The sequence below is a fragment of the Acidimicrobiales bacterium genome, assembly GCA_041394185.1.
In the GTDB taxonomy this organism is placed as follows: domain Bacteria; phylum Actinomycetota; class Acidimicrobiia; order Acidimicrobiales; family Poriferisodalaceae; genus JAAETH01.
Window position 1 is genome coordinate 676,491 of sequence record JAWKIQ010000001.1, and the last position, 17,014, is coordinate 693,504.

General features: G+C 65.1%; 14 protein-coding genes and 1 pseudogene. 10 read left to right on the forward strand and 5 right to left on the reverse strand.

What is annotated here, in order from left to right:
• Positions 1–20: 20 nt before the first annotated feature.
• Complete coding sequence (nfsA, locus tag R2770_03275; protein MEZ5279470.1) at positions 21–755, forward strand: oxygen-insensitive NADPH nitroreductase; 735 nt, start codon at positions 21–23, stop codon at positions 753–755.
• A gap of 601 nt (positions 756–1,356) precedes the next feature.
• Positions 1,357–3,392, forward strand: a pseudogene (locus tag R2770_03280) (EAL domain-containing protein).
• Here R2770_03280 and R2770_03285 read toward each other — a convergent pair.
• The 3 genes from R2770_03285 to R2770_03295 form a co-directional block, all read right to left on the reverse strand.
• Positions 3,393–4,544, reverse strand: a complete 1,152-nt coding sequence (locus tag R2770_03285) for an aldehyde dehydrogenase family protein (protein MEZ5279471.1) — start codon at positions 4,542–4,544, stop codon at positions 3,393–3,395.
• A gap of 67 nt (positions 4,545–4,611) precedes the next feature.
• Complete coding sequence (locus R2770_03290) at positions 4,612–4,806, reverse strand: aldehyde dehydrogenase family protein (GenBank protein ID MEZ5279472.1); 195 nt, start codon at positions 4,804–4,806, stop codon at positions 4,612–4,614.
• A 64-nt stretch (positions 4,807–4,870) separates the two neighbouring features.
• Entirely contained in the window at positions 4,871–6,667 is a 1,797-nt protein-coding gene (locus R2770_03295; GenBank protein MEZ5279473.1) for a proline dehydrogenase family protein, read from the reverse strand.
• Positions 6,668–6,754: 87 nt separating this feature from the next.
• On the opposite strand from R2770_03295, the gene R2770_03300 reads away from it, so the two are divergent.
• The 6 genes from R2770_03300 (at position 6,755) to R2770_03325 (ending at position 13,543) form a co-directional block, all read left to right on the forward strand.
• On the forward strand, positions 6,755–7,477 hold the full coding sequence (locus R2770_03300; protein ID MEZ5279474.1) for an AraC family transcriptional regulator: 723 nt from the start codon (positions 6,755–6,757) through the stop codon (positions 7,475–7,477).
• Between the two features lie 104 nt (positions 7,478–7,581).
• Positions 7,582–8,886: a branched-chain amino acid ABC transporter substrate-binding protein gene (locus R2770_03305; protein ID MEZ5279475.1), complete on the forward strand. Its 1,305-nt coding sequence runs from the start codon at positions 7,582–7,584 to the stop codon at positions 8,884–8,886.
• A gap of 154 nt (positions 8,887–9,040) precedes the next feature.
• Positions 9,041–10,168, forward strand: coding sequence for a branched-chain amino acid ABC transporter permease (locus R2770_03310; GenBank protein MEZ5279476.1), 1,128 nt, complete (start codon positions 9,041–9,043; stop codon positions 10,166–10,168).
• Positions 10,165–11,973, forward strand: a complete 1,809-nt coding sequence (locus R2770_03315) for a branched-chain amino acid ABC transporter permease (GenBank protein MEZ5279477.1) — start codon at positions 10,165–10,167, stop codon at positions 11,971–11,973. The genes R2770_03310 and R2770_03315 overlap by 4 nt, the downstream gene beginning before the upstream one ends.
• Entirely contained in the window at positions 11,970–12,764 is a 795-nt protein-coding gene (locus R2770_03320; protein MEZ5279478.1) for an ABC transporter ATP-binding protein, read from the forward strand. The genes R2770_03315 and R2770_03320 overlap by 4 nt, the downstream gene beginning before the upstream one ends.
• Before the next feature lie 5 nt (positions 12,765–12,769).
• A complete protein-coding gene (locus R2770_03325) occupies positions 12,770–13,543 on the forward strand; it encodes an ABC transporter ATP-binding protein (protein ID MEZ5279479.1) in 774 nt (257 codons plus the stop codon).
• Positions 13,544–13,555: 12 nt separating this feature from the next.
• Here R2770_03325 and R2770_03330 read toward each other — a convergent pair whose 3' ends face one another.
• On the reverse strand, positions 13,556–13,876 hold the full coding sequence (locus tag R2770_03330) for a hypothetical protein (protein ID MEZ5279480.1): 321 nt from the start codon (positions 13,874–13,876) through the stop codon (positions 13,556–13,558).
• Positions 13,854–15,278 (reverse strand): SPASM domain-containing protein, encoded by a 1,425-nt coding sequence (locus tag R2770_03335; GenBank protein MEZ5279481.1) that lies wholly within the window; start codon positions 15,276–15,278, stop codon positions 13,854–13,856. The genes R2770_03330 and R2770_03335 overlap by 23 nt, the downstream gene beginning before the upstream one ends.
• A gap of 85 nt (positions 15,279–15,363) precedes the next feature.
• Between R2770_03335 and R2770_03340 the strand changes: the two genes are divergently transcribed.
• Both R2770_03340 and R2770_03345 read left to right on the forward strand, forming a co-directional pair.
• Positions 15,364–16,293, forward strand: a complete 930-nt coding sequence (locus tag R2770_03340; GenBank protein ID MEZ5279482.1) for an aminotransferase class IV — start codon at positions 15,364–15,366, stop codon at positions 16,291–16,293.
• Positions 16,290–17,009: a hypothetical protein gene (locus tag R2770_03345; protein MEZ5279483.1), complete on the forward strand. Its 720-nt coding sequence runs from the start codon at positions 16,290–16,292 to the stop codon at positions 17,007–17,009. Before R2770_03340 ends, R2770_03345 begins: the two co-directional genes overlap by 4 nt.
• The last annotated feature ends 5 nt before the right edge of the window (positions 17,010–17,014 follow it).

A 17,014-nucleotide genomic window follows, 5' to 3' on the forward strand; every position in this document is an offset into this window, starting at 1 on the left:
ACCACAACTAGTGTCGTGAGATGGATGTCATCTCACTGCTGAAGTCGCACAGGTCGATTCGCAAGTTCACGGACGAGCCCGTCTCCGACGAGATGGTGGCAGACATCATCTCTGCCGGGCTCTCTGCTGCCACGTCCTCGAACCTGCAGGGCACCACGGTGATCAGGGTGCGCGATCCACAAACCCGCGCTGCCATCGCCGAAGTCGCCGGCGGGCAGGCCTATGTCGAGACGGCCGGTGCGTTCTTCGTGTGGTGCGCTGATCTGCACCGGTCGGCGGTGGCGTGCGAGATGGCGGGCGGCGACTTTCATCCCGGCGTCACCGAGCATTTCATCATCGCAACCGTCGACTGCGCCCTTGCCGCCCAGAATGCCGTCGTCGCCGCCGAGTCCTTGGGGCTGGGCATCTGCTACATCGGCGGCATCCGCAACGACCCGGCAAAGGTCACCGAACTGCTCGAGCTGCCCCAGCAGGTGTATCCACTGTTCGGGCTCTGCATCGGCTGGCCAGACCAGGATCCTGCCCTCAAGCCCAGGCTGCCTCTGTCGGTGACGCTGAAGGAAGAGCGCTACGACGAATCGGCCGACAGGGAGGGAATCGAGGCCTACGACGAGCAGATGCGGGCCTATTACCTCGAGCGCACAGGCGGCAAGCTCGACCGGGTGTGGAGTGCCGACATGTCGGCTCTGCTGGGTAAGGAGAGCCGCCCGCACATGCGCGGCTTCCTCGAAGGTCAGGGCCTCAACACCCACTGATTCGCCAGTCGTTTTCGTTACCTCTCCTCACATCTGGGTCCGCTCGTTCCGATCGGAACCCATGTCCCGATTGCGCCGTCACGGTGGAACGCTGACCGCGCTCGCCGTCTTGTGCGCGCCATTGCTGGCCTCGGCGCTTGTCGTTTTGTGGCGAGCAGATGCGGTCGCAGCCGAGCGAGACGCTTCGATCGCCTCGGCCGAGCAGTACTTCTTGGGCGTGGTGGACGGCCTCGAACAAGAGGTCAGAGACACCGGCGACCGGGTGGTGTTTGTCATGCGTGCCGTCGAGGTTGCAGCCCCCGATCCGGGCGACAGCGAAGCTCTCGACCAGGCGACGCGCCGCTTCGGGGCCGAGGACTTCCAGGGGTTCACGGGTGCGGTCGCGATGGTGGACGGTGCTGCAACATCGTATTCCGGGTCGATCGATCCGGGCCTGGCCGATGTGGTCGCAGCGGTGGTGCCAGAGGGCGACGACGGGCCAACGGTCGATCAGGCGAGCGCCTATTCGGTCTTCGACGCCGACGGCAACACCTATCTGGCGATAGCGATGATGACAGACGAGCGCCACGGGTTGGCGTTTGTGTTCGACCCCGACCAGTTCATGATCGGAGCGTCACAAGCGGGCGATCCGATCGTCGCCAGCCTGTCGCTGTCGGCGATCAATCCTGACGTGACGCGCGTGTTCGGTGGCGCAGACGACGCGCCCGCCGACCTTCGGTCGCAGGCGAGCCTGTTGCTGGGCAGCGCAGAGCAGGCCCGGTTTGCCGCGACGCGCCATCTGAGCCTGTTCGGCCGGTCGTGGCGCCTCGCCGTCACGTCGGGCGAGGGCTTCTTCCGAATCCCGAATAGCCGCGAAGCTGTTTCGGTTGCCGTGCTCGGCGCGGTGCTGAGCCTGGGCCTGTTCGTCTTCACCAGGCGAATCATCCTCGGGCGCGAGGTGGCGAGGCGAGAGGCACTGACACAGACGGCCCGCTTTGCGATCGGGTTCGAGGGGTCGCCGATAGGTGTTCTGGAGGTAGACCCAGACTTCGTCGTCACCGCGGCCAACGCGGCCGCCCTGGGACTGTTCGGCGGAATGGACGAGCACCAGGTGGTGGGCAACAGCATCCTCGACCGCTTCACCGGTGAGTCTGCCAACGACGCCGAGGCGCTGCTGTCCAGCCCCAGAACCGACGACGTGACAGCACCAGATCTGAGGGTTGCCACAGCAGATGGCTCTGAGCGCTGGGTGCAGCTGACCTCGAGTTCGATAACGGGCGGGGATGGCGTTGTGGGCATCCTCGTTCAGTTGGTCGATGTCACCGAGCAGCGGGCAGCGCGCACCGAGTTGACCCATATGGCACTGCACGACGAGTTGACCCAGCTGCCGAATCGAACGCTGATGACCGACCGCCTCGAGCGCGCATTGGTGCGCAGTGCTCGAACCCGATCGATGACGGCGCTGATGTTCATAGACGTCGACCTGTTCAAGGAGATCAACGACACCCTGGGCCACGCTGCGGGCGACCTGGTGCTGGTCGAGCTGGCCGACCGGATGGCCAGTGTGCTGAGGGCCAACGACACCATCACCCGCTTCGGAGGCGACGAGTTCGTGGTTCTGTGCGAAGACGTGTCGAGTCGCGAGATGGCGTCTGAGATCGCCGAGCGCGTGAGGCGTGTGGTGGCGGTGCCGATTCCGTTCGACGACAAGGAACTGAACGTCTCGGCTTCTATCGGCCTGGCGATCGCCGAACCCGGCGACGACGCCGAGGCCGTTCTGCGCGATGCCGACATAGCGATGTACCAGGCCAAGGGCGCAGGCCGTGGCCAGGTGGTGCCGTTCGAGCAGCGGATGCGCGAGGAGCTGGTCACGAGGCTCGAGAAGGAACGACACCTCAAGGTGGCCCTGGAGCTGGACCAATTCGAGCTGTACTACCAGCCGATCGTCTCGCTGAGGCCCCTGGGGATTGTCGGCTTCGAGGCTCTGATCCGCTGGAACCATCCCGAATACGGAACCGTCGCCCCCGACGAGTTCCTGGGCCTGGCCGAGCGGCTGGGTCTGATGCCCCGCATCGACAGGTTCGTACTGAGGGCCGGCGCATCACAGGCCGCCCAGTGGTCGAGGGCAGTAGGGCGCCCCATCGGTGTGGCCGTGAACGCCAGCGCACCGACGATCGCCGACGACGCCTACCTGGTCGAGGTCGAGGAGGCCATCGCAAGCAATGGTTTGGCGCGTGGGCAGTTGACGGTGGAGATGACCGAGCAGCACTTCGTGGGGGTGAAGGAGGCCGACCGTGTGGTGCCTGCGATCCGCCGCCTGGGCGCACGGATCGCCATCGACGATTTCGGCACCGGGCACTCGTCGTTTGCCCAGGTGGCAGCCATCCCCTTCGACGTGTTGAAACTCGACCGATCGCTGGTCACTGCGAGCGACACCGAAAAGGAGGCCAGATCATGAGAACGCTCGTGCAGATGGCCAGGGCGCTGGGTGTCAGCACCGTGGCCGAAGGTGTTGCCGACAGGGCGACGCTCGAGCGCATCCGTCCATTCGGCCCCGATTGTGTTCAGGGTTACCTGTTCGGGCGGCCGGCCAACGCGGTCGAGTCGAACGTGCTCGTGTCGCGGATGGAGCGGGCCAGCACTCGCGGTGCGGTCTGATCAGGCCACGTTGCCAAACCTGTGAAGGGTTCTCGAGACCGCCTGTTCGCGTAGGTAGTAGCCCAGTTCGATTCGCCCGTCGCCGGTCACCGGGGTGTCTATCAGCTGGGCGCCGGCGGCCAGAGCCGCGCTGATGACCAACCCGGACGCAGAGCCCACAACACGAACCCTGTCGTAGGGCCCGACTTGGTTGGCGACGAACTCGTCCTCGCTCAACACCAGCACCTGTTCGCAACAGCGCTGCGCCGCCAGCGTGCAGCGCTGGACCTCGATCGGGTCGGCGTCGGACGCGACCCAGATGACAGCCCGGGGGAGAGGCCGATACCGCAAGATGTTCGACTCGCAGTAAAGCGCCGACGGGTCGTGCTGGATGCTGTAGTGATCCAGCCACCATCTTTCGTCAGACCCGCGAGCGAGGTCGAGCCAGGCCTCGTCGCGGGGCGCGGTATCGATCCACCGGCGGAGGCTGCGCACATAGTTCGGCCCTCCGGCTTTGGCGCCCGGCCCGATCGCCGAGTGTTTCCAACCGCCGAATGGCTGGCGCTGAACGATCGCACCCGTGATGGTGCGATTGACGTATGCGTTGCCGACCTCGACCCCTTCGAGCCACCGCTCGACGTCGTCGTCTTCGAGGGTGTGAATGCCGCCGGTCAGCCCATAGTCGGTGCTGTTCTGCAATGCGATGGCGTGGTCGAGGTCGTCGGCGCGCATGACGCCCAGAACAGGACCGAAACACTCGGTGAGATGGAACCACGAGTTGGGTTCGACGCCGATGCGAACGCCGGGCGTCCACAATCCGTCGTCGAGGCGAGTTGGCTTCACCAGCCACTCCTCGCCGTCATCGAGCTGGGTCAACGCTCGCATCAGCTTGTCCGGGGGTGGTCCGATCAGCGGACCCATCGTGGTGGACAGATCGTGTTGTGAGCCAACCGCCAGGCTGGTCACGGCGTCGGTCAGCTTCTGGCGAAACCGCGGTGACTCGTACACGTCGCCCACACAAATGGCCAGCGACGCAGCCGAACACTTCTGGCCGCTGTGCCCGAAGGCCGACGTCACCAGGTCGGCGACGGCCAGGTCGAGATCGGCGCTCGGGGTGATGATCAGGCGTTCTTGCCGCTGGTCTCGGCAAACAGGCGCAGGTCTGGCTTCCACGATCGGAACAGGTCCGCGGTCTCGATCGAACCGGTCAGGATGACAGCGCCGACCTGCGGATGGGTTATCAGGTGGCGCCCACCTCGTTGTCGGGGCATCGGAGATACGCGACCGTGGACTCGTCGAGCCCGGCCTGGCGGCAAGCGTCCACGATCAAGGCGCTGCAGCGGGGAACCTCGGGAGCCGGCTTCAGCACCACGGGGTTGCCGGCCGCCAACGACGACGCACGCCACCCACAGGTATGGCGACCGGGAAGTTCCACGGTGGCACCACAGCTACCACCCCGAGGGGTTCGGATTCGAGGGTCGGGTTCCACTCGAGATCGTCTATACATCGCGCGTAGTAGTGTGCGAAGTCGACGGCCTCGGAGACCTCCTTGTCGGCTTCGGCAACCGTCTTGTTGGCTTCGTCGACCATGACTGCCACGAACTCGCCTCGGCGCCGTTCGATGGTGTCGCCAAGCCTGTCCAGAACCGACGCACGCTCGCGTCGACCAGAGCGCAGCCATGGCGACGCAGCCAGGCGGGCCACGACCCTGTCGACCTCGTCGGTGGTGCTGATCTGGTCGGGGGTGCGAACCCCGCTGCCCGACTCCAGAGCAGCGGCCAGCCATTGGCGGTTGGCCTGAAGCGTCGGGTCGGTGTCGGGGGCATTCTCGAAGACGTCCGCGGGCCGCTGAAGTCGACACCGGCGTGCCGGTTCTGGTCGCGCATCGCAGCCGCGACTACCTGGTTTCGTCTGGCCACCGCCTCGCGGAATCGTGCGGCCTCGGTACGAAACGATTGGCTGGCGGGGGCGAGGTCGACGAGGCTGTGAAGGAAGTTCTCGGGTGAGGCGTTCTCCTCGAGCCGCCTCACCAGATAGCTGATGGCCGCGTCGAAATCGGCCGGGGCGACAGCAGGCGTGTACAGCAGCATCGCACCGGCTTCGGACTTGACCGTGCGCGCCTGCGCTGGTGCCATGCCCTGCAGCATCTCGAACTCGACCCTCGACTCGACACCGCGTTCGACGCTCAACAGTCGGGCGAATGCAACGTCGAAGAGGTTGTGGCTGGCCAACCCGAGGCGCACTGCTCGCATGCGGTGAGGCTGCATCAGCCAGTCGAGGCAGCGCTTGTAGTTGGCGTCGGTGTCCGCCTTGGTCGAATAGGTGGCCAGCTTCCAGCCGTGCATTGCGGCATCCACCCGTTCCATCGCCAGGTTGGCACCCTTGACCAGCCTGATCTTGATGTCGGCGCCACCCCGATCCCTGCGTTGCCCCGCCCACGACACCAGCCGTTCGAGGGCACCCATGGCATCGGGCAGGTATGCCTGCAGCACGATGCCGGCTTCGAGGTTCAGGAACTCGGGCCTGTCGAGCATGCGTTCGAACACCTCGATGGTCAACGCCAGGTCGCGGTATTCCTCCATGTCTAGGTTCACGAAGGTGTGGTTGGCGGCCGCGGCCTGGAACATGGGGGTCAGGCGACTCGTCAACCGCTCGACGTTGTGCTCGAAGGCCCAGGGGTGGAGTTGGGCCGCAACCGATGACACCTTCACCGACACATAGTCGACCGACGAGTTCTCGATCAGGTCCATGGTCATGGCCAGCCGTCGGTCGGCCTCGGCGTTACCCAGCACGGCCTCGCCCAGCAGGTTCACGTTCAGGCGATATCCCTCGGCCTGGCGTTTGTCGATGTGGTCTGCGAGCCGCCGGTGCCGTGCGTCGACCAGAAGATGGCCGACCATCTGGCGCAGCCGGCGGCGAACCAGGGGCATCACAAGTCGGGGAACCCGGGGTGCCAGCGTGGTACCGGCCCGCAGCAGCGCCCCATCGACGCGCCCGGCGAAGGCCGGCGTGCCGTGGCGGGCGACCAGGTCGGCGAGCTGCTCTGCGCCAACGGTGTCGCTGTCGGGGCGCGCCACGCGATCGACGAACTCGAGCGTGAACGCAATGCCATCGGGATCGGCCAGGATCGAGCGCAGCTTGCCTGCGGCGGCGCGGTCGGCCCGGTTCTCCTCGGCGGTGGCCTGGGCCAACCAGCGGGAGACCAGCTCGACGGACGGGTCGACCAGGTCGTCGGGGGTGGTGGCGTGTGCGGTCTCTGGCACCGGGATCATCACCTCCATCGTGACTGGGGTCACAAGGATTGTCTTGTACGATCCGTGCCCTACCCGCCGTCGGATTCGACAAAACACGGTCGCCGTAGCGGGCCGAGCTGGGGCGAACCCGTGAAACACGTGCTCTTCGATTGCCAGGACCAACTCCTCGAGCTGTTCGAGCATCTGAACGGGGTCCTGTTCTGCATCAAGGACGCCGATGGCCGCTACGTCTACGTGAACGACGGCTTCCTGAACCGTTCGGGCAAGACATCCAAGCGAGACGTCATCGGCCGGCGTGCGTCCGACATCTTCGTGCCGTCCAGGGCCCAGCAATACGAGGCCCAAGACGCCCACGTGCTGACAACCGGCGCATCGATGCACGACCTGCTCGAGCTGATCCGCAGGCCCAACGGCGACGCGGGCTGGTATGTCACCACCAAGCTGCCGGTGCGCCGCGACGGCTCGGTGGTCGGAATCGTGTCCATGAGCTCAGACCTCGAGACGCCCAGCGCCGACGACATCGCCGTCAACTCGCTGACGCGGGTCATCGACCACGTCACCGACAACCTCACGCTTGCGTTGCGGGTGGCCGACCTCGCCGAGGTGGCCGGATGCTCGACTGGCCAGTTGACCGGGCGCTTCAGGCAGGTGTTCGGTTTGACCCCCGCCCAGTACGTCGCTCGTGTTCGCGTCGGCGCTGCTGCCGCGCTCCTGGCCGAGTCGAAGCTGGCGATAAGCGACGTCGCGGCCCGCTGTGGGTTCACCGATCAGGCCCACCTGACCCGCCAGTTCGCCCGCTACACGGGCCTCACCCCAGGGCAGTATCGGGCCGAGCGCACCGACCTGCTCTGAACGGTGAATGCCCAGGTATCGACCGCGGCGATCGGTTCGCTGCTAGTGTTCCCCGGTTGAGGCGGGCACCGCGTGCCCGGCTATCCGTTAATTGGAGGGATCCATTGAAGAAACTATTCACGCTTCTTGCGCTGCTGCTGTCGCTCAGCATGGTTGCAGCCGCTTGTGGCGACTCTGACTCCGACGACTCGTCGGACACCACCGAAGCAGCCGGCGACGCCGGCGGCGGCGATTCTGCAGGCGCTCTCGGCGAGGTCCGCGTCGCAGCTGGCGAGTCGATCCAGATTCGTTCGCTGAATGCCATCACCGGTGACGTGGCCTTCCTCGGCGTGCCCAACCAGCGCGCCGTCGAACTCGCCATCGCCGACTATGGCCAGGTCAAGGGCTTCGACGTCAGCATGGGCACCGGGCTCGACGACCTCTGCTCGGCAGACGGTGGCCAGGCTGCGGCCCAGACCATCGTGGCCGACGAGCAGGTCATCGGTGTCATCGGCACCTCGTGCTCGGGTGCAGCCACCGCTGCGGCCCCGCTCATCGGCGAGGCCGGCATGGTGATGATCTCGGGTTCGAACACCTCGCCGGCTCTGACCTCTGACCAGCAGGGCAACGCAGGCGAGAACTACAACGTCGGCTACTACCGCACCGCTCACAACGACCTGTTCCAGGGCGCTGCAATGGCCAAGTTCGTGTACGAAGACCTCGGCCTCACCACGGCTGCGGCCATCCACGACGGCGACCCCTACACCCAGGGTCTCGCCACCGCCTTCAGCAACGCCTTCGAGGAACTCGGCGGCGAGATGGTCGGCTTCACCGGCGTCGCCAAGGAAGACACCGACATGGTCCCGGCTCTGACCGAGATCGCTGCCGGTGGCCCCCAGGCACTGTTCTTCCCGATCTTCCAGCCCGCCGGTGACTTCGTCGCCGATCAGGCTCCTGGCGTTTCGGGCCTCGAGGACACCGTGCTGCTGGCCGCCGACGGCCTGTTGGTCGATGGTTTCCTGGCACTCGAGCAGTCCGAGGGTATGTACTTCTCGGGCCCCGACACCCGCTTCGGAACCAACGTCAACGAGAGCACCGGCAAGACCGCTGAGGACATCCTCTCGGCCTACGACGCCGCTTACGGCGAGGCTCCGTCGGCTCCGTTCTGGGGTCACAGCTACGACGCCACCGCCATGCTGCTCGACGCCATCGATGCCGCCTCCACCATGGACGGCGACACGCTGGTCATCGACCGTCAGGGCGTTCGCGACTACCTCGACGGCATCTCGGGCTACAGCGGTGTCATCGGCACCATCAACTGCGACGACTTCGGCGACTGCGGTTCGCAGAAGATCACGATCATCGAGCACCTCGATCACACCGATCTCGAGGCATCGAAGAACAACGTCGTGTTCGAGTACGCGCCCTGATCCCAGGTCGCTGACCGGGCGATGAGCTCAGCCTGATCGTCCAATACCAAACCCGCATGGCAAAGCGGCCCCGCCCCGGCGAGGGCGGGGCCGCTTTCGCTCATGCGGGCTCTGTAAACCCCAACACACACGATTCGTACAGGGAGGGCGGCCCATGACGGCTGCCGTTCGCGCCAGAGGCGCCGGCCGCACCAGGGTGGACTGGTTCTTGCTGTTCATGAGGGCTGGTTTGCTGACCCTCATCGCAGTGGGCCTGATCGCATTCATCGCCCAACAGATAGACCCCAACAACGCGTTCGCCGAATGGCGACACGGCGACGAGGGTGCCCGCAGTCTCACCTGGGACCAGTACAAGGGCCTCGTCGTCACGGGTATCAGCCAGGGAGCCATGTACGGGCTGATCGCCCTGGGCTATTCCATGGTCTACGGCGTGCTGGGTTTCATCAACTTCGCCCACGGCGAGGTCTTCATGGTGGGCGCCTTCACCGGCTTCATCATGGCCAACAAGCTCGACGAGGCCGGCTACTGGGAAGGCGGGGCGTTCATCCCCGCGGTGCTGTTCACCATCCTGGTCTGCACCCTGGTGTCGATGCTGACGGCCGTGGTCATGGAGCGGGTCGCCTACAGACCGCTGCGTGGCTCTCCACGGCTGATCCCGCTGATCACCTCCATCGGCGTGTCGTTCTTCCTTCAGAACGCCATCAACCTGTTGTTCGGACCCGGAGCCAAGGGTTATCCGTCCAACCCCGACTGGCTCGACGACCGCTACACCTTCTTGAACATCGAGGGTGTCAAGGTTCTCGTCATCGTCGTGGCCGCCATCTCGATGGCCGGCCTCTGGTACTTCGTCGAGCGCACCAAGACCGGCAAGGCGATGCGCGCCGTTGCCGAAGACAAAGAGATCGCTGCCCTGATGGGCATCAACGTCAACCGCACCATCGTCACCACGTTCGCGGTCGGTGGCGCGATGGCCGGAATCGCCGGAATCCTCTGGGGCCTGCTGTTCCGTTCGGTCACCGCCTTGACCGGCTTCCTGCCCGGCATCAAGGCCTTCACCGCAGCCGTCGTCGGTGGCATCGGCAACCTCGGTGGTGCCATGGCCGGCGGCGTCTCGTTGGGCGGTGCCGAGGCTCTCGCCCCGCTGATGATCCTGGACCCGTTGGGTGTCACTGGCCCGTCGCAGTTGCGTGACGCGGTGGCCTTCACCCTGTTGATCCTGGTTCTGCTGATCAAACCCACCGGCCTGTTCGGCGAGCGGCTTTCATCGGAGGACCGGGCATGACCTCCATCCAACCCAACAACCACGCTGTCGCACTCGACCGGGGCGCCTTCGACGTCGACTGGGCCGAGATCGTCCGCCTGGGCGCCATCACCGCTCTGGGGCTGGTCTTCATCGCGCTGGCCGGAATGCCCGTAGGCCTCGATTCTCGGCTTCTGGTCGATCCCGTGCTGTCGCTGGGTTACCTGTCGCTGCTGTGGGTACCGGTCATCATGGGGTGGCTGGTGGCTCGCGAGGTGGTGCTCGAAGGCATGGCGGCCTCGTCCAAGGGTGCTCGCGACATCGTCGCGGGTGCCGGTGTGGGTGCCATCGGCGGTGCCGGCCTGACCCTTCTGGGCCTGTTGGTCAACAACTTCAACCTGCGCGACCCGCTGGTCAACTGGTCGCCCCAACTGTTCGACCTGCTGGCGTTCGGCGGTGGGTCGGGCACCCTGTTCGTCTGGATCGTCATCGGTGCAGCGCTGGGCGCGCTCGGTGGTGCCATGCACGTCGTTCCCACCAAGGTGCGCAAGGCGTTCATCGCCGCCGTGGTCACCACCGTGCTGGTGGCCGTGTTCGAGAGCTTCATCGTCGATGTCATCGACGCCCTCGACGTGCTGTACGAGCCCGAGCGTGGACTCAAGTGGCCCACGGCCGTGGGCTTGGCCGTCATCGCCGCCGCAGCGAGCTATCTGGGAGGCGGGCGCAAGCTCGGCGACGTGCGTCGCACCTACCAGGAGACCACCGGGCCGGCCAAGGCTCGCCAGACCACGGCCCTGATCGGTGTCTCGGGAATACTGCTCATCATCATCCCGATGGTGACCGGCAATATCACCCAGGAACTCATGGCCAACATCGGCATCTTCTTGCTGTTGGCGCTGGGCCTCAACATCGTCGTCGGTCTCGCCGGCATCCTCGACCTGGGCTACGTCGCCTTCTTCGCAGTGGGCGGATACACCACCGCGGTGTTGACATCGCCCAACCGGGGCCCAGACTGGCCCAGTTGGTTCCCAACCATGCCCTGGTGGGGTGCACTGTTGGTCACCATCGTCATGGCGGGCGTGGTCGGCCTGTTCATCGGCGCACCGGTCATCCGCATGCGAGGTGACTACCTGGCCATCGTCACCTTGGGCTTCGGCGAGATCATCCGCCTGTTGTTCTTGTCCGACTGGCTGGGCGGCTACTTCAACGGCGCCCAGGGCATCACCAACATCCCGTCGGCCGACTTCGGCTTCTACGAGGTCAAGGGCACCGACCCTCGGTCGGTGTTCTACCTGGTGTTGGTATTCGCCGCGATCTCGATCTATGTGTCGTGGCGCCTCGAGCACTCTCGAATGGGCCGCGCATGGATGGCGGTTCGCGAAGACGAGAGCGTCGCTGAAGCCATGGGCATCAACACGGTCAACGTCAAGCTGATGGCCTTCGTGGTAGGTGCCATCCTGGCCTCGTTCTCCGGGGCGATCTTTGCCGCAAAGGTCGGCTCGATCTTCCCGTCGTCTTTCCTGATCTTGGTGTCGATCATCATCCTGGTGATCGTCATCGTTGGTGGCATGGGCTCGATCGTCGGCGTGATCGCCGGCTCGGTCGTGCTGGTCGGTGTGTTGGGCGGTCCCAAACAGCCCGGCTTGCTCCAGGAGTTCAGCGAATACAAGCTGCTGATCTATGGCGCCCTGCTGGTGTGGATGATGCTGCAGCGGCCCGAGGGCCTGGTGCCCAACGTCAGACGCACGCGCGAACTTCACCAGGACGAATTCCTCCAAGACGCCTGGCTGAAGGGCCAGGTCGACACCGACGACGAGACCGGCCCCGCCGAGGAGGTCGACCGATGAGCGGCAACCGACTCCTCGAGATCAACAAGCTGAGCGTGTCGTTTGGCGGTCTGCACGCCTTGAGAGATCTCGACTTCCACGTCGACGAAGGCGAGATCGTGGGCGTCATCGGCCCCAACGGAGCCGGCAAGACGACGTTCTTCAACATGATCTCGGGCATGGTGCATCCCACTGCTGGCGACATCTTGTTCGAGGGCCGCTCGCTGGTGGGCCTCGACCCCAACCAGGTCACCCAGCGCGGCATCGCCCGGACGTTCCAGAACGTCAGGCTGTTCGCCAACATGACGATCCTCGAGAACGTCATGGTCAGCCAGCACTGTCGCACCCATCAAAACGTCATCGGCGCCCTGTTCAACACCAAGGGCTTTCGTGAAGAAGAGGCCGAGATCCGCCGCCGCGCCGAAGAGGTCCTGAGCTTCTTTGGCACCAGGCTGGTCGGCTACCGGCTCGAACAGCCGGCGTCGGTGTTGAGCTACGCCAACCGTCGACGCCTAGAAATCGCACGGGCCATGGCGACGCGCCCCAAGCTCATCCTGCTTGACGAGCCGGTGGCGGGCATGAACCCCAAGGAGTCGGCCGAGCTCACCGGGCTGATCTCGCGGCTTCGCAGCGAGTGGGGCTTCACCATCGTGATGATCGAACACGACATGAACGTGGTGCGCGACGTGTCGGACCGCGTGGTTTGTCTCGACCACGGCGAGACCTTGGCCGAGGGCTCCTTCGAGGAGGTCTCCAACAATCCCGAGGTCATCGAGGCTTACCTGGGCCGACCGATCGAGAAGGGGGCCTGATCTCCATGAGCGACACCATTCCCAACGCTGTACCCGACGGTGGCGGCAACCCCAGGCAGCCGATTCTCGAGTTCCGGGGTATCAACACCCACTACGGCGCGGTGCACATCCTGAAAGACGTCAATCTGGCGATCTACCCCGGCGAGCTCGTTTGCTTGCTGGGCGGCAACGCCAGCGGCAAGTCGACCACCCTCAAGACCTTGCTCGGCATGGTCAATCCATCGTCTGGCGAAGTCGTACTCGACGGCGAAGTGGTCAACGACAAGCCGACGTCGTACCGCGTCGAGCGGGGCGTCACGATGGTTCCCGAGAACCGACGGTTGTTCAAGCGTCTGAGCGTCCTCGAGAACCTGCAGCTGGGTGCCTATCTGCGCAACGACAAGGACGGCATCGAGCGCGACCTCGAGCGCATCTATGAGATGTTCCCCAGGGTCAAGGAGCGCCTTGCACAAAAGGCCGGCACCCTGTCGGGCGGCGAGCAGCAGATGGTTGCCATGGGCCGGGCTCTGATGGCCAGCCCCAGGGTGCTGCTGATGGACGAACCATCCATGGGCCTGGCGCCGGCACTGGTGCGCACCAACTTCGAGCTGATCCAGCAGATCCATGAAGCCGGCATAGCTATCTTCATGGTCGAGCAGAACGCCAACATGGCCCTGTCGATCGCCGACCGTGGCTGGGTTCTGCAGACGGGCCGGGTGGTGTTGGACGACACGGCCGAGGCCCTCATGGCCAACCCAGACCTGCGCAAGAGCTACCTGGGCGAGGCCGACGGGTCGTAAGCACCCTCGAGGTCAACCGGTGCGGTTCCACCGACGCCATGGTGGCGGGTCGGGGTTGGTGGTCCGGTTCCATCGGTTATAGGCCGTTGCGCCCTCGACGCCGCTGATCTTGCCTCCGCGCAAGAAGTCGAGGCCCAGCGTCAGGCCCTCGTGGAAGGCGAAGCCTGCGACATCGTCCTCGTCGGCGTCTGCACCTTGTGGGGCCAGCAACTGGTCCAGCATGGCGCGCTCGCGGGGGTCGAGGCTGCCGGCGAAGGCGTTCAGCTTGGCGGCAAACGCGTCCACTTCGGCCTCGGTGACCTCTTGTTGGTCATCGGGTGGGTCTTGATTCATCTCGGGCCTCCTGTGGTCCGGACCGGCGAGGTGCCGACAACGAAACCGCCACACCGGTTGGCGCTTTCGCGCGGCGGTCGTGGCGGAAGTGATCGATAAGGGGAAGCCGCCCACAACACGCGGGGTCGTGGTCCGGGTTGTGGTGGCGTGAGGTGTAGCGCTCGTGCGGGCACCAGCCCTGGCACACGTCGAAGCCGGGGCAAGAAGACATCGCCTCGAGTTCGGCTTTGTTCTGTTCGACCAGTCGCTGCATGCGCGGATCGCTGCGTACCTCGGCAAACGTCTGGGTTGTGATGTTGCCGAACTGATAGTCGGGGTCGCCCAGGAAGTTGTCGCAGTGGGCGATGTCGCCGTTGGGTTCGACGATGTAGAACTGGCCAACACAGTCGCTGCCGAGGGTGCAGTCGACAACGTCCGCGCCGCCTATGCGCAGCAAGGTGTCGTCAGCTTCGCGGATCGAGAAGTCGATGCCCGCCGCGGTTCGGCAAGCGTCGAGGTCGATGATGAACTGCGCCGCCCTTGCGGGCGGCACGTAGTGATCGGTGGGTGTGCCGGGCGCCGCGCCCGGTTGGTTCGTCGGCTTTGCTGCCAGCAGGCCAACACCGGTGATCCCCTCGGCCACCAGCGCGTCGAACACCGCCTGGGCACCCAACTCGAGAATCTCGGTATCGACGACCATCAGAACGCTTGTCGAGTGTCCGTGGCGTTCGAGTACGCGCAAGCCCTGCCTGACGTCGGCCCAGGACGGGCGGCCGTCTGCGTATAACCGGGTGCGATTGTGAACGTCGGGCGGGCCGTCGATGCTGGCGCCCAGGGTGATGTCGCACCGTGCCGCGAAGGCGGCGAAGTCGTCGGTGACCCGCGTGGCATTGGTCTGCAACTCGTTGCGAATCGTCTGGCCAGGTTGTCGCAGCAGCGCCTGCACGAACAGTGCTCGCTCGAACCACTGTTGCCCCAACAGGGTTGGTTCGCCGCCGTGCCACAGGAAGGTGACGCTGGCGTGTTCCGGGTCGCCGAGCGCGGCGGCGGTCACCCGTGCCATGGTCTCGAACGACATCGACTGGCCCGGGCCGACGGCCCAGTCGTTGCAGTAGGTACACCGCAGGTTGCACAGGCGGGTTGCCTTGGTGATCAGCGTGATCGACCTGGCCTGCGGTGGCGTGCTGTCAGTAGTCGGCTGCGTCGACCTGGAAACCGCCAGGCTGTGGCGCAGCTGTTCCACCAGGTCCCACTGTTGTGCCGACAAGATGGTGTCGTCTGTCGACAACCGGAACCGTGTCAAGGCATCGAGGCGGGCCCACATACGCGACTTCAGCTCGAGGCGTTCGTGGGGTTCGAGGGTTTCGTAGAAACCGACCAGATGACGTTCCAGGCTGTCGGCAGCGTCGGATTGGTGGCCCACAGTCACAAGACCGAGACGCAGCAGACGCGGGCGGGTTACACATTGGCGCGATCGTGCATGTCGTCCAGCGCCTAGCGTTGTCCAGATGACCAGGAGCACCCATTCGGCGGTCGCCGACGAGCGAAACGCCGACGTTCAGATCTACATCAACGGCGAGTTCTTCCACCGCGACGAGGCCAAGATCTCGGTGTTCGACAGCGCGTTCTTGGTGGGCGACGGCATCTGGGAGGGGATCAGGCTGCACAAGGGCCAATTCGCCTTCCTGGATCGCCACCTCGACAGGCTCTTCATGGCCGCCAAGGCCGTGCACCTCGACATCGGCTCACGGGCAGACATCGAGGCCGCCCTGAGGGCCACGATCGACCGCAACGAGATGTACGACGACGTCCACGTGCGCCTGATGATCACCCGGGGCAACAAGAAGACGCCCTCGCAGCACCCGTCAAACGTGGTCGGCGGACCCAACATGGTGATCATCGCCGAGCACAAGCGTGCCGATCCCAATGTGGCCAACGAGGGCATCAGCTTGTTCACCGCCACGGTCAGGCGCCCGCCGCCAGACACCCTGGACCAGAAGCTCAACTGTCACTCGAAGCTGCACGAGGTAATCGCCCTCATCCAGGCGGTCGGGGCCGGTGCCGACGAGGCACTGATGCTCGACCCCAACGGCGCAGTTGCGACCTGCAACGCCACCAACTTCTTCATCGTGCGCAATGGTGAGGTCTGGACGTCGACCGGTTTCTACAACCTGGGCGGAATCACCCGGGCCCTGGTGCTAGAGGTCGCCAGGCAGGCGGGCATGGTGGCCTTGGAGAAAGACTTCTCTTTGACCGACGTCTACGACGCCGACGAGGTCTTTGTTACCGGCACCTTCGGCGCTCTCACTCCGGTGAAGATGGTCGATGGCCGAACCATCGGCGACGGGGCCGGCATGGGGCCGGTGACACGCAGGCTGCTGGGCTTGTATCACGACGCCGTCGAGGCCGACATCGCCGAGCAGGAGGCCCGGTCTTGACCCTGCGCATCAACGTCTGGTCGGGGCCGCGCAACCTGTCGACGGCCCTCATGTATTCGTGGCGGCAGCGCACCGACACCACCGTCGTCGACGAGCCCCTGTATGCGCATTACCTGCGCAGCACCGGTATAGATCACCCGGGCCGCGACGATGTGCTGGCTGCCCAGAGCGACGACGCGCAGAGGGTCATCAGCGACGTTCTGCTGGCCGACTACGACACGCCTGTTGTGGTGTTCAAGCAAATGGCCAAACACTTACAGGGCCTCGACCGCTCGTTCCTGTCGCAGTTCCGGAACATCTTGTTGACCCGCGATCCCTTCGAGATGCTCACCTCGTTCCAGGTGAACGTGCCCGACGCCGATCTGGGCGAGACCGGATATGTCGAACTCAACGAGATCCTCGACTCGTTGCTGGCCTCGGGTGAGGAGCCGGTGGTCATCGAGACCAAGGAGCTGCTGGCCAACCCCCGGTCGGTGCTGGCCCAGGTGTGCCAGCGGGTGGGGCTCGACTTCGACCCGGCGATGCTGTCGTGGCCCGCGGGCCCCAAACCAGAAGACGGCGTGTGGGCCCCCCACTGGTATGAAGGCGTTCACCGGTCGACCGGCTGGCAGCCATACTCGCCCAAGCAGGCCGAGCTGGTCGACTCGCTGGTGCCGGTTCTCGAGCAGGCGCAGCCACTGTACGAAAGGCTGCTGCCCTACATAGTCAGGGCTTGACCGGC